Source organism: Paludibaculum fermentans (assembly GCF_051172195.1).
Classification (GTDB): domain Bacteria; phylum Acidobacteriota; class Terriglobia; order Bryobacterales; family Bryobacteraceae; genus Paludibaculum; species Paludibaculum fermentans_A.
Genome location: NZ_JBPJAQ010000002.1, coordinates 765,445 through 778,842 on the forward strand (window position 1 = coordinate 765,445; position 13,398 = coordinate 778,842).

Here is a 13,398-nt window from a genome sequence, read left to right on the forward strand (position 1 = left end):
GGGCGGGCGGGCAGCCGTCCGCCCCGATTCAGACTGACTGGTCCGGAAACAGGCTAAAATAGAACCATGCGCACTCCTTTGATGGCCGGCAACTGGAAGATGTTCAAGACGCCGGCGGAAACGAAAGCATTCTTCGAGAAGTTCCTGCCGCTGGTGGCTACGTCCACGCATGCGGACGTCGCGATTTGCCCTCCCTTTGTCGACATCGCCGCCGCCGTGGATGCGGCCGCGGGCAGCCGCGTAGGTATTGGTGGCCAGAACTGCTATTGGCAGAACAAGGAAGGCGCTTTCACAGCGGAAGTTACGCCGGCCATGTTGAAGGCGGCCGGTTGCACGTATGTGATTATCGGCCACAGCGAGCGGCGGCAGTATTTCCACGAGACGGACGAGACGGTGCTGAAGCGCACCAAGGCCGCGCTGGAAGCCGGGCTGATCCCCATGGTCTGCGTGGGTGAACTGCTGGAAGAGCGCGAGTCGGGCCGCACGAACGAAGTGCTGGCGACTCAGTTCAACGGCGGGATCGCCGGTTTGACGCCGGAAGAGTTCGCCAAGATCGTGATCGCGTACGAGCCCGTATGGGCCATCGGCACGGGCAAGGTGGCGACGCCCGAGATCGCGCAGGACACGCACAAGGCGATCCGCGACCTGGTGGCGGCCAAGTTCGGGGCCGAAGCCGCGGCGGCTGTACGCATCCTCTACGGCGGAAGCGTGAAGCCCGACAACGTGAAGGGCCTGATGGCCAAGCCGGATATCGATGGCGCGCTGGTGGGCGGTGCTGCGTTGAAGGCGGAAGACTTCGCGGGTGTCGTGAACTTCTAGTTAACTTTCGAGCGAATCAGGGCGCGGTTCCGGCAACGGGGCGGCGCCCTTTTTCTTTTGTTCTTCCAGCAGCGATCTCAAGAGTTGTTTGATGTCGGCGACATCCTTGCTCATGGCGTAGACGCGCCACAGGATGAAGGGCACCACACCCAACCAGAAGGCCAAAAGAACGAACTGAATGATCCACGCCACCGGGCGTGCCACATTGGGATTCATGGCCGGAGTCTAGCAGTTTAGTCCGGCAGAGCGAAAGAGTAATAGGAGCCGCCGGAATGGCCTTTCCACTTGCCTCCGCCGGCGCCCATGACGACATACTGTTTGCCGTTCACGGTGTAAGTGGACGGGGTTGAGTTGCCGGCGGCGTCCATGGTGAATTCCCAGAGCAGTTTGCCGGTGAGTTTGTCGAAGGCATGGAACTTGTTGTCGGCGTTGGTGGCTCCGATGAAGAGCAGGCCGCCGGCAGTGACGACGGCTCCGCCATAGTTCTCGCTGCCGGTGTTGCGGACGCCCTGGGCGACGAGTTCAGGGAATTCGCCGAAGGGGATCTTCCAGGCGTACTCGCCGGTATCGATGTTGATGGCGTTGAGTGTGCCCCACGGCGGTTTGATGGCGGGATAGCCATCGGGGTCGAGGAACTTGTTGTAGCCATCCATCGTGTACTTGAGGTCGATGGGGGAGGGCAGCCCCGGGACGGCCTGGATCACTTCCTTGTCCTCACCCTTGAGCAGGTAGCGGATGATGGCGTCCAAGGCCGGCTCTTTGAGGTGAGCGAAGCCGGGCATGCGGCCGGCGCCCTTGTGTACGATTTGGGCGATTTGCGCCTCGCTGCGTTTGGAGATGAGGTTCTGGAGGGAGGGGAATTCGGGAGGGCTGCCGGCGAGGTCTTCGCGGTGGCAGCCGGCGCAGTTGCGGTTGTAGAGGATGCGGCCGGTGGCGGTTTTGGCGGCGTCCTTGGGTACGAGGCGAAGGATCCAGGCCATCTCGTTGGCATTGATGTAGAGCAGGTTGGTCTGCGGGTCGTAGGAGGCTCCGCCCCATTCGCCGCCGCCGTCGAAGCCAGGGAAGACGACCGTGCCCTGGAGGCTGGGAGGGGTGAACTGCGGGCCGCTGCGAACCTGCCTGAGGCGCCGGAGCACGACGTCGTGGGCCTCGGGCGTGCGGTTGGTGACTTCCTCCTCAGTGAACTGCTGGCGTGCGAAGGGGGCTGGCTGGAGGGGCAGGGGTTGGGTTTTGGCGAGGACTTCGCCGTCGACGTCGGAGGGCTGGACGGGGATTTCCTGGTAGGGGAAGAGGGTCTTGCCGGTGACGCGGTCAAAGAGCCAGATCCAGCCGGACTTGGTGATCTGGGCTACGGCATCGACGGGTTTGCCGTCGCGATGTACGGTGACCAGGGTGGGGGCGGTGGGGAGGTCGCGATCCCAGGTGTCGTGATGGACGAACTGGAAGTGCCAGAGCTTTTCGCCGGTATCGGCTTTGAGGGCGAGCAGGCAGTTGGCGTAGAGGTTGTCGCCGATGCGATTGGCTCCGTAAAAGTCGAAGGCGGCGGAACCGGTGGGGACGAAGACGATGCCGCGTTTCTCGTCCATGGTGATGCCGGCCCAGCTATTGGCGCCTCCGATGTACTCCTGGGCACCTTTGGGCCAAGTGGCGGCGGCGGGATCGGAGGGCGACGGGATGGTCCTGAAGATCCAGCGCAGTTTGCCGGTGCGGACGTCGTAGCCGCGGATGTGGCCAGGTGCGGCGGGCAGGCCTTCGCTGACGAGGCTGCCGATGACGAGGATCCCTTTGTAGATGACGCCGGGGGTGGTGACGGTGATGGAGAGGTTGGTGGCATCGCGGCCGAGGTTCTGGCGGAGGTCGATGCGGCCGGCCGTGCCGAAGGAGGGCACGGGTTGGCCGGTGTCGGCGTTGAGGGCGTAGAGCCAGTTGCTGGAGGAGAAGTAGATGCGGCGGTCGGTACCGCTCTCCCAATAGTTGAGGCCGCGATTGCGGGATTTGCTGGTGACGGGTTTGCCCTGGGTGGGATCGAAACTCCACTTGAGCTTACCGGTGGCGGCGTCGAGGGCGAGAATGCGCAGTTTGGGGGAGGTAGCGTACATCACTCCGCGAATGATGATGGGGTTGCACTGCATCTCGGAGCCTTCGAAGATGTCGCCGGTGTCGTAGCGCCAGGCGAGTTTGAGGCGGCTGACATTGGCGGTGTTGATCTGGTCGAGGGTGGAGTACTTCGTGTTGGCGGCGCTACCGTGATAGGTCGGCCAATCCTCGGCCAGGAGGCAGAGGGAGACGAGGGAGAGGAAGAGGGTACGGCCCAGCATTGCGATGACGGCCATTATAGTGCTTCGCGGAGGGGGGCCACATGCCTGGGTCGATGTGAGGGAGGAAGGCGGAGCAGGGAGGAGGGCCCGGACATCAAGGAGCCCGAGGCGTCGAAGTTGTTGGTGCGGACGCCCCGGGCGAAGTGGAGACTGGATTAGTTTTGCGGACAAGGGTTGGGACAGAGTTCCGACTATCCGCTCGCTGACGCTCACGGCTCCGTTTAGAGGAAGACGCGGGCGATGTGACGGTCGAAGAGGTTCTCCGTCACGTTGCGGGCGACGCTTTCTTCGCATTCGCGGACCATGCGCAGATAGCGTTCGCCGAGTTTGGCGGCCACCTTGTAGCCGACGTGGAGCAGTTGGCGCAGGTTCGCATTGAAAGCCGGGTTGCTCTGGTCGTGGCGCAGGGCGGAGGCGTAGTCGAGCGCGGTCCAGGCATTCACCGTTGCGGGTGCCGGCAGCTTGGCTTGATCGATGTCGATGACAGCGGCGTATGGAGCGCAGAGTTCAGCGCTGTGGGCAAAGGCTTCGGCGTAGACAAGTTTTGCCATGGCGAGACCCTCGCCACCGGCTTCGGCCAGGCCGATGAGTTCTTCCAGCCAGGTGGTGCCCGCGGTTTTGAGGTGGACTCCGGCTCCGGTAGATTGCATGGCGCGGCGGATGGCCGGATAGATGGAGAACTTATCGCTGCCGGAATGAACGCTGAGTTTGAGATTGCCGGGCAGGGCAAACTCCTTCACGGCATGGGCGATGACGGCGATGTCGTCGAGGAACTCGCGTTCGAACTGGGCGGGGTCGCCCACGTAGTCGACGCCCTTATTGAAGCGACCGGTGAACTTGGGGGCGATGGTCTGGGCGGGGATCCTTTGGTCAGCCAGGGCGGCCAGGATGACAAGCAGTTCGTCGGGCGTCTGGGGCGAATCGGTCTCGTCGCAGGAGACTTCGGTGACGAAGTTGTTGGCACCGCGGGCGGATTCGATGCGGCGGTAGATGCGCCCGGCGTCTTCGGCGGCGAACAGGTATTTGACGGCGGCCGCGCGGACCTTGTCCCGGGTGAGGCCGAAGGCTCCACCGAAGTCGCCGTGGCGCTGAACGAAGGCATCGACGGCGGCGGGCTCGGCGGACTTACCGATGGAATCGGCGACGTCGAGGGTGAAGAAGTCGCTGGTGGCGAGGAAGCCGTCGACGGTGCTGAGATTGATGTGGTCCGCATCGACGTGGTAGGCCTTAGTCCAGCGGAGCGCGGCGACTGCCTCATCCGCTTCCGTGCGCACGCTGGGCGGTTTGGAGCCAACGATCATGTGCTCGCGATTGCTCTTGTTCCAGACCGGGATAATGTCGGCGCCGAGGGCGGCGGCTTTGGCGCAGGCGGCCAATTGGGCTTTACCCTGCTGGGCGAAGCGGTCACCCATCCCAAAAGAGAACTTTGCCAGTGTTACTGCTTTTTCCATAGCTGTGAATTAACATATCAGTAAATACTCCACTATGTCAGACATCACTGGGTTTATGTCTCTGGCGGAAGCCTTCTCACTGGAAGGCGAAGTCGCGTTAATCACAGGAGGCGCCACTGGTTTGGGCCGGGCGATGGCGCACGCGCTGGTGTCGGCGGGGGCGCAGGTGATCCTCGTCGGACGCCGTAAGGAGAATCTGCAGGCGGCTGCAGAGGAGTTGGGGCCGAAGGCGGGCTTTGCGGTCCACGACATCGCGGAGACCAGCCGCGCGGGCGAACTGGTGGCCGATGTGAAGGCGCGGTACGGCGATGTTTCGATCCTGATCAACAATGCTGGCAACCACTTCAAAAAGTCGATTGAGGAGACGGAAGAGGCGGAGTTCCGGCAATTGATGGACACGCACGTGACGGGGGCATATACGCTGACGAGGGCAGTCGCTCCGGGCATGGTGGAGCGAGGGCGGGGCAACATCCTGTTCACTGCCTCGATGACCTCGTTCTTCGGGGTGCCGCGGGTATTTGCCTATACGACGGCCAAGTCGGCGTATATGGGCATGGTGCGGTCGTTGGCTGTGGATCTGTCTCCGAAGGGCATCCGGGTGAACGGCATTGCGCCGGGCTTCATCGAGACGGACATCTCGCGGAAGGCGATGGCGGGCGATCCGGCACGGAAGCAGAAGGTTCTGGACCGGACTCCGCTGGGGCGTTTTGGGGTACCGGAGGACATTGGGTGGGCGGCGGTATATCTGTGTTCCTCGGCGGCACGGTTTGTGAACGGTGTTGTTCTGCCGGTGGATGGAGGTATGCTGGTCGGTTTCTAATGCTCAACCGACGCAGTTTTCTCCTTTCGTCCACAGCCGTTCTCCTGAAGGGCGAGCCGGTGAAGATCCGGGCGATTACGAAAGCCCCGGGTCTTCACTGGTTCGGCTACTACGACAAGCTCCAATTCGATCCGACGTCGAGGCATGTGCTGGGGATGCAGGTGGACTTTGAGCATCGGTCGCCGCGGCCGGATGATGTGATCCAGTTGGGGGTGATCGATACCGGGCAGGGCGACAAATGGAAGCAGATTGGCGAGACGCGGGCGTGGAACTGGCAGCAGGGAGCGATGCTGCAGTGGGTGCCGGGCTCGCGCGATGAGGTGATCTGGAACGACCGTGTGGACGGGCGATTTGTGGCGAAGGTCCACAACGTGAAGACGGGCCGGACCAGGCAGCTGCCGGCTCCCGTGTATACATTGAGCCCGGATGGAAAGACCGCCATCTATCCCGATTTCCGGCGGCTGAACGATTGCCGGCCGGGCTACGGATATGCCGGGCTGCCGGATCCGAACAAGGAGAAGCTGGTGCCGGAGGATGCGGGCATCTGGCGGATGGATCTGGCGTCAGGCCGGAACGAGCTGCTGATCCCATTCTCCGAAGCCGCACGGATTCCGTATCCAGGCGGCTATTCCAACGGCGCCAAGCATTGGTTCAACCACCTGCTGTACAACACCGACGGAACACGGTTCATTTTCCTGCATCGCTGGCGCGGCGACAAGGAAGGGACGAGCTTTTCCACGCGGATGTTCACGGCGAATGGCGACGGCAAGGAGCTGTACATCCTGGACCCTTACGGGAAGACATCGCACTTCATCTGGCGGGATCCGGAGCACGTGCTGGCCTGGGCGTGGCATCCGTCGAAGGGCGAAAAGTTCTACCTGTACAAGGACCGGACGGAGCAGGTGGAGTGTATTGGGCCTGACGTGATGACGGTGAACGGCCACTGCACGTATCTGCCGGGCGGGCGGTACGTTCTCAACGATACCTACCCGGACAAGCAGCGCAACCAGAATGTGTTCCTGTATGAACTGTCGACGGGCAAGAAGGTGCCGCTGGGCAGTTTTCCCTCGCCGAAGGAGTACACGGGCGAATGGCGCTGTGACACGCATCCGCGCTATAGCCCGGACGGCCGCAAGGTGGTGATTGATTCCGCCCATGGCGGGACGGGCCGCCAGATGTACCTGATCGACCTGGCCTGATTATTTCGGGCCGGGCAGGATGGCTCCGAAGAAGCTGAGGAACTCGTCGCTGCCCCACAGCCCGATGAGGGCATGGTAGCCTTCGCGGCGCTCGAGCCGGGCTTCGAATTCGTCGCCGAAGGCTTCTGATTTCGAGTAGAAGACGCCGTCTTCCTGACGCTTGAGTTCGACGCCCCAATCCTCTTCGGGACGGCCTTCGACGGGCCAGACCAGATAGACGCGGTCGTCACTGAGTTCGAAGCTGGCGAGTTCCTGGTTGTGCCAGCGGGAGACGGTGGCGGCGGCATCGGGGAAGTCGTCGGAGTAGTAGACGGTGGGTTTTTCTAGGTTGTCGAGCCAGCCCGCTTCAAAGCCGGCGGCGAGGAAGCGGAGGCGCAGTTCTTCCACCGGACGAGTGGGGCTGTCGGCGGCGGGCACTTCTTCGGGCAAAGCGGCGAATTCATCGCCCAGGGCCACCTGGTCGGTGCTGGGGGTGAAGTTGATGACCTCGATGGGCTGATGGAACTCACGATCTTCCCAGCCGGATTCGTCGCCGGCCCATTCGATGGAGGTTTCCTGGGGGACGTTGTCATAGTTGCCCAGGGTGGCAACGAAGCTCCATTCGCCCTCGTGGCGCACGACGCGGCCGAAATAGAGGCGCGGGCTGAGGGCGGGATCCGAATAGACGGTTGGGTTTCTCTTGTACTGAATGGTGAGGGCTGAGCCGATGGCGGGCAGTTCCATATAAAACACTCCATTAGAACAATCAGGGCTCTTCCATTCTAGGAACTCCGGAAGTCCGGCAGGGTGGGAGACTGTTCCAGAATTCCGCCATGTCCCGGGCGAGCGGCGCTTCGAAGTGCAGTGGGCCCGACGCCAGTTCAAAGGTCAGCGAGGCAGCGTGGAGGGCATGGCGATGGAAGGGCAGGGCAGCCTGCAGGTGTTCATCGAAGCCGTGATCGATGAAGCGGAGGAAAAGGGTTTCGTCGGGGCCATAGAGCTTGTCTCCGGCGACGGGATGGCCGAGATGGGCTGCATGGACGCGGATCTGGTGGAGGCGGCCCGTGGTGGGACGGACGCGCACGAGCGTGTAGCCGGCGGCGTGTTCGAGGGGCTCAAAGCGGGTATGTGCCTGCTGGCCGCCTTCGGTCACGGCACGTTTCAGGCGGACCGCCGAGTTAGTGGAGACGGCGAGGGGTTGGTCGACTTCGATGGGGTCTTGCAGGTTGCCTTCGAGAATGGCGAGATAGCTCTTGCGCACCTTGCCGTTCTGAATGGCGCGTTGCAGGAGGGAGCCGAGGGCGTGATCGCGGGCGAGCAGCATCAGGCCGCTGGTTTCGCGATCGAGGCGGGAGGGCATGTGGAGGACTTCCGCTGAGAGATATTCGCGGCAGGCACCGACCAGGCTGGACCAGGGCCCGTGTTTGGAGGGATGGCAGAGGACGTGGCCGGGCTTATTGATGACGAGGAGGTTCGCGTCCTGGGAGAGAATCCAGGATTCGAGCTCTTCGGGGGTAATCAGCCAGCCCCAGGCAGTCCTTGGCATCCCCTTCAGTGTGGTGGTTGGCCGAGGGTGGCGGCAAGCGCAAGGGAGCGATTGTGCGGCGTCAGAGGTGGAAGGCCTCGGCTCCGCGGGCGCCGGTGACGGGCCAGACCTCGGGCGTGGTTTGGGTGGCGCGGCTGTATGAATCGATGACCGAGGCGCGGAAGGCCTCGGTGTGGGCGGAGTCGACGAGGGCGACCATGCAGCCGCCGAACCCGGCTCCGGCCTGGCGTGCGCCCAGGACACCGGGGGCGGCGAGCATGCAATCCATCATCGTCTCCATGGCCGGGGAGACTATTTCGTAGAGGTCTTTCGCTCCGGTGAACGAGGCGGCGCAGAGGCTGGAGATGGCGTCGCGGTCGTTGCTGGAGAGGGCCTGTGCCAGCAGTTCCACGCGGGCGCTTTCGGCGACGATGAATTCGCACCGCCTGGCCACCGTGTCGCTGAGTTCGTTGCGCCTGCTGGCGAGGTGGTGGGGTGAGAGGTCGCGCAAGGCCGGCACTCCGAGGATGGCGGCGCCCTGCTCGCACTCGGAGCGGCGCTGGGCATATTCGCCGCCCGACAGGCGGCGCCGGCTCATGGTGTTGCAGATGACGACGTGAATGTTGCCTGCAAGGTGAACGGTCCGCGTAGAGAGATTGCGGCAGTCCAGGAGGAGGGCGCAGCCATTGAGGCCGAGGCAGGCGGAGTACTGGTCGAGGATCCCGCAGTTCACACCGGCGAACTCGTGTTCCGCTTTCTGGCCGAACTGGGCTTTGCGTTGCGGAAGCAGGTGCCAGCCGCCGAGTTCCTCGAACATAGTGGCCAGGGCGCATTCCAGGGCAGCCGAGGAGCTGAGGCCGCTCTCGATGGGCACGCTGCTGTGGATGATGGCATCACAGCCCTTGAGCGCCAGGCCCTCCTGCTGAAGGACAGCCGGGACGCCGCGTACGTAGTTGCGCCACTTGGAATCCGCGACGCGGTCGATTTGATCGAGGCGGAATTCATCCACGGCGTCGAGGTTCATGGAGCGCAGGCGGACGATGCCGTCTTCGCGGCGCCGGGCGGCGATCCAGGTGTCTTTGCTGATGGGTAAGGTGAGTACGAAGCCGAGGTTGTAGTCGGTGTGGCTGCCCATGAGGTCGACGCGGCCTGGCGCGCGAGTCCACAGCTCGGGCTCTCCGCCGAACTCCGCGCGGAACTCGTCGATCATGTGCCGGGCACGGGCGCGAGACTTGACGGTCCATTCAACGGACTGCAGGGTCGAAAGCATTGAGCATCGCCTCCACGTTTTGAACTGGGATGTCAGATTGCATGCGGTGTGAGGCGCCCAGCACCAGGCCGGTGCCATCGGGCGCGAGGGCGTGGGCGCAAGCCAGGGTGGCTGCGCGGACTTCCTCGGGGGTTCCATTGGGCAGTACACCCTGGGTGGACACTCCGCCGTAAAAGCTGAGCTTGTCGCCATATTCGCGGTAGAGCCAGCCGTGGTCGAGGACCTCGGGTTGGACGGGATTCAGGGTGGTGAGCCCGATCTCGACGAGGTCTGGCAGGATGGCGCGGATGTCGCCATCGGAATGCAGGATGACTGGCAGGCCTGCGTTGGTGAAGACCGAGAACATCTGGGCGAGGCGCGGTTTGAAGAGCTTCCGCCACAGGCGAGGGGAGAACAACATGGAACGCTGCGCGCCGTAGTCGTCACCGAAGTAGCCGGCGTGGACTCCGACGGCGACGAAGCGCCGGGCGAGGGCGCATTGGATGGCCGTGATGCGGTCGAGGAGGTCCTCCACCCATTCCGTGCGGTCGATCATGTCCATGAGAAGCGCGTCGAAACCGCGCAGGGACCAGGCGCGTTCAAAGAGGCACATGCCGAGGTTGGGGGCGATGAACTGCTCGCCGCCGTGGCGCTCGATGGTCTGGAGGGCTGAGGCGAGGAGACGAGGGTCGTTGGGATCCGGCCACGAGAAGGCGTCGAGGTTTAGGGCCTCGTGCAGGGGGGCGAAGGAGTGCCAATAGCCTTCCGTGCGGGTGTCCCAGCCGGCGCCCCACCAGTCGTATTCGACTGAGCCGTTCTGGTTGGTCGGGCGGGTGTGGGTGATGTCGACACGCAACAAGTGGTTGTCGAGGCGTTCGCCGAGGTAGTCTGCTGCCGTCTGGAAATGACCGGCGAGAGTATGGGCCATCAGCCTGGTGTAGTTGGACTGGGTGGGGAGCCGATCGACTGGCTCGCGGCGCAGTGCGCGCTGCATGCGCTGTTTGCGCGTCATGGTTTCCCCAGAAGCAATTGAGGTATTACGGCGCTGTAAATCTGATTGATAGGGCGTCATGTGGATCAGGCCGTGCGGTTACGCATGGGGTTACCAGAAGATGAGATTCAAGGCCAGGAAGAACACCGCGACCACGATAGCCGCGAAGGTCGACCGGCGATAGAAGGGAATACCGGCTTCGGTGGGCATATCCGCCAAGCCATAGACCAAGCCCTGCAACTCTGAATCCGGCTTGGGTTTTGTGGCCAGGCTGACAATGACCGTGACGATCATGCACACGAGCCACGACCAGATGAAGCGGTAGAGGTTTTCGGCCATGGGTTGCGCGTCGGCGGATAGCGCAAGGATGGCGAGCGCCGCGGGATTCAACTTGACGACCAGCCACAGGAGGATGGAGGAGAGTGTGCCTGCGAGGAGACCCCAGAAGCCACCTGCCGGCGTGGCCCGCTTCCAGAGCATGCCAAGGATGACGGTGCCGAAGAGAGGAATGATGAAGAAGCCGAACAGAGCCTGGACATAGTCCATGATGCTGGCGAACTGCATGACGAGGTAGGCGGCGCCGATGCTGGCAGCGAGGCCGATGACGGTGCACCAGCGGCCCACGCGGAGGCACTGGGCATCATCCGCCAGACGGTTGAAGACCGGCTTGTGGATGTCGTAGGTCCAGACGGTGGCGAAGGCGCTGATGTTGCCGGCCATGCCGGACATGAAGCCGGCGATGAGGGCGGTGACGCCGATGCCGAGGAACCCGGGTCCGAGGTAGCGGGCCATCATCAGGGGCATGACTTCGTTGAAGCTGTGGCCGCCGGTGCGGAGAGCCTCGGCTTCACCGGTCAGGCGCATGGGCAACACGGCCAGGCCGAGCAAACCGGGCAGGATCACGATGGCAGGCAGGAGCATCTTGAAGGCCGCGCCGATGGTGGTGGCGATTCTGGCGGCTCGCAGATCACGGGCGGCCATGACGCGTTGGACCACCAGGAAGTCAGTGGTCCAATAGCCGAAGGCTCCGATGAAGCCGAGGCCGAAGACGATGCCGGTCCAATGGACGCCCATGGGGTTGTCGGCGGCCGCACCCATGTTGCGCCAGATGTGGGTGTAGTCCTGGGTGGGCGAGCGTTGGGCGATGCGGGCGACCATGCCGCTCCAGCCTCCGGTTTCGATGAGGCCGAAGACGGGAATCGCCAGGGTGCCGGCCCAGATCAGGACGAACTGAACGACTTCATTGACGATGGCGGAAAGCAGGCCGCCGAGTGCGACATAGACGCCGACGGTGATGGTGGAAACCAGAATGCTGAAGTGGATGTCCCAACCCAGGATCACCTTCATCACGACGGCCATGGAGTACATGTTGATGCCGCTCATGAGGACGGTCATCACGGCGAAGGAGATGGCGGAGAGACGGCGCGAGCCTTCGCCGTAGCGGAGCATCAGGTAGCCGGGCACCGAGTGAGCCTTCGATACGTAATAGAAGGGGATCATGACGATGCCGAGGAACAACATCGCCGGCACGGCGCCGATCCAGTACCAGTGCACGGCCAGCATCCCATATTGGTAGGCCGAGGCCGACCAGCCGAGCAGTTCCAGGGTGCCGAGATTGGCGGCGACGAAACTGAGTCCGGCGACCCACGAGCCTACGCCTTTGCCGGCAAAGAAGAAGTCGTCGCTGGCTTTGATTTTGCGCTTCAGGTAGAGACCGATAGCCAGCACGAGCAGGAAGTAGAGGCTGATGACGACGAGGTCGGAGGTGGACAGGCTGATGAGGCTGGAGGAAGCCGGGGTGTTGGCGGCTTGCAGTGAAGTCTCCATGGTAGTTGCTGCGATGAGTAGGGGCGCGGCCTGGCGGGCGACGGACTGGCATCGAGTGTGGACGGAGTGCAACACGATTCTCCGGTATTCTGGAAAACGTTTTCCACGCAGAAACTATCAGCCAGCATGGTGCAGTGTCAAGCGCCGGACACTTTCGGGAAAACGATTGCCCACCTTCGTCCGAAGTGATAATTTGAGAAACGAATGGGTATCCGGGACGTGGCGAAGCGCGCGGGCGTGTCTGTGGCGACGGTGTCGCGTACGGTGAACGGTGTGCGCTCGGTCAGTCCCGAGATCGCAGCCCGGGTCTGGAGCGCCGTCAACGCAGTAGGCTATGTGCCGAATACACAGGCGCGGGCTTTGGTTTCCGGCCGCAGCCGTATTCTCGGGCTGATTGTTTCCGACATCACCAATCCTTTCTACCCTGAGCTGATCCAGGGCTTCGAGCAGTTTGCCGTGCAGGCTGGCTATGAGGTGCTGTTGGGCGCCACTAATTACGATCCGGCCATGATGGCGACCACGGTTCGCCGGATGATTGAGCGCAAGGTCGAAGGCGTTGCGGTGATGACTTCGGAGATTGAGCCGTCGTTGATGGAGCAACTGACGGGCCGGAGCATACCACTGGTGTTTGTCGACATCGGACCACCGGGCCGCCGCATTGGAAACATCCAGGTGAACTACGAGGCCGGGATCCGGCAAGCGGTGCAGCATCTGTACCGGTTGGGGCATCGCCGGCTGGCCTTCATTGGCGGTCCGGGTGATTTGAAGTCCGCGCAGCTGAGGCGGGAGTCCTTTTTGCGGTGCACCTCGGGCTCGCGATGGAAGGGTGCGCGGCCATTGATGCTGGAGGGCGATCACAAGCTGGCGGGCGGCTGCGCGGCGGTGCAGCGGCTGCTGAGTGCAACGCCAAGGCCGACGGCGGTCTTCTGCTCGAACGATTTGACCGCGATCGGAGTGTTGCGGGGGCTCGACGTGGAGGGGCTTCGCGCTCCGCAGGACCTATCCGTTATCGGCTTCGACGATATTCAAATGGCGGAGTACTCAATTCCGCCATTGACGACAGTAAGGCTGCCGCGGTTGGACCTGGCGCGGCAGGCGTTTCAAAGCCTGATGGCCGGCCTGGACGAGAAATCGGCGCCTGGGCATCAGCCGGTTCCTATTGAGACCAGCCTGGTGGTGCGGGGCTCGACGGCGCGGATCGGTGCCGGCGGTTAGCCTGG

At 63.1% G+C, this 13,398-nt stretch carries 12 protein-coding genes; 4 read left to right on the forward strand and 8 right to left on the reverse strand.

The annotated features are described in order from the left end of the window. The first annotated feature begins 66 nt into the window (after positions 1-66). Entirely contained in the window at positions 67-819 is a 753-nt protein-coding gene (gene tpiA, locus ACR9Y2_RS29675; protein WP_435045495.1) for a triose-phosphate isomerase, read from the forward strand. Here the strand turns inward: tpiA and ACR9Y2_RS29680 are convergent, their stop codons facing one another. The 3 genes from ACR9Y2_RS29680 to ACR9Y2_RS29690 form a co-directional block, all read right to left on the reverse strand. Further along, complete coding sequence (locus ACR9Y2_RS29680; protein WP_435045496.1) at positions 820-1,035, reverse strand: hypothetical protein; 216 nt, start codon at positions 1,033-1,035, stop codon at positions 820-822. A gap of 17 nt (positions 1,036-1,052) precedes the next feature. Further along, the gene (locus ACR9Y2_RS29685) at positions 1,053-3,152 is read right to left on the reverse strand and encodes a PQQ-binding-like beta-propeller repeat protein (RefSeq protein ID WP_435045497.1); all 2,100 of its coding nucleotides are present in this window, start codon (positions 3,150-3,152) and stop codon (positions 1,053-1,055) included. A gap of 206 nt (positions 3,153-3,358) precedes the next feature. Beyond that, the gene (locus tag ACR9Y2_RS29690; RefSeq protein ID WP_435045498.1) at positions 3,359-4,588 is read right to left on the reverse strand and encodes a tagaturonate epimerase family protein; all 1,230 of its coding nucleotides are present in this window, start codon (positions 4,586-4,588) and stop codon (positions 3,359-3,361) included. A gap of 34 nt (positions 4,589-4,622) precedes the next feature. Between ACR9Y2_RS29690 and ACR9Y2_RS29695 the strand changes: the two genes are divergently transcribed. After that, entirely contained in the window at positions 4,623-5,408 is a 786-nt protein-coding gene (locus ACR9Y2_RS29695; RefSeq protein WP_435045499.1) for an SDR family NAD(P)-dependent oxidoreductase, read from the forward strand. Next, positions 5,408-6,607 (forward strand): TolB family protein, encoded by a 1,200-nt coding sequence (locus ACR9Y2_RS29700; protein ID WP_435045500.1) that lies wholly within the window; start codon positions 5,408-5,410, stop codon positions 6,605-6,607. Before ACR9Y2_RS29695 ends, ACR9Y2_RS29700 begins: the two co-directional genes overlap by 1 nt. Here the strand turns inward: ACR9Y2_RS29700 and ACR9Y2_RS29705 are convergent, their stop codons facing one another. The 5 genes from ACR9Y2_RS29705 to ACR9Y2_RS29725 all read right to left on the reverse strand — a co-directional run bounded on the left by ACR9Y2_RS29705 (position 6,608) and on the right by ACR9Y2_RS29725 (position 12,178). Next, positions 6,608-7,330, reverse strand: coding sequence for a hypothetical protein (locus ACR9Y2_RS29705; protein WP_435045501.1), 723 nt, complete (start codon positions 7,328-7,330; stop codon positions 6,608-6,610). It lies immediately after the preceding gene. 22 nt (positions 7,331-7,352) lie between these two features. Continuing rightward, positions 7,353-8,132, reverse strand: coding sequence for an RluA family pseudouridine synthase (locus tag ACR9Y2_RS29710; RefSeq protein WP_435045502.1), 780 nt, complete (start codon positions 8,130-8,132; stop codon positions 7,353-7,355). 61 nt (positions 8,133-8,193) lie between these two features. Then, positions 8,194-9,381 carry a galactokinase gene (galK, locus tag ACR9Y2_RS29715; protein ID WP_435045503.1) on the reverse strand — a complete coding sequence of 396 codons (1,188 nt, stop codon included), beginning with the start codon at positions 9,379-9,381 and terminating at the stop codon, positions 8,194-8,196. Then, positions 9,356-10,372, reverse strand: coding sequence for a uroporphyrinogen decarboxylase family protein (locus ACR9Y2_RS29720; protein WP_435045504.1), 1,017 nt, complete (start codon positions 10,370-10,372; stop codon positions 9,356-9,358). The genes galK and ACR9Y2_RS29720 overlap by 26 nt, the downstream gene beginning before the upstream one ends. Before the next feature lie 90 nt (positions 10,373-10,462). Then, complete coding sequence (locus tag ACR9Y2_RS29725; protein ID WP_435045505.1) at positions 10,463-12,178, reverse strand: sodium:solute symporter family protein; 1,716 nt, start codon at positions 12,176-12,178, stop codon at positions 10,463-10,465. 204 nt (positions 12,179-12,382) lie between these two features. Between ACR9Y2_RS29725 and ACR9Y2_RS29730 the strand changes: the two genes are divergently transcribed. Beyond that, positions 12,383-13,393, forward strand: a complete 1,011-nt coding sequence (locus ACR9Y2_RS29730) for a LacI family DNA-binding transcriptional regulator (protein WP_435045506.1) — start codon at positions 12,383-12,385, stop codon at positions 13,391-13,393. Positions 13,394-13,398: the final 5 nt, after the last annotated feature.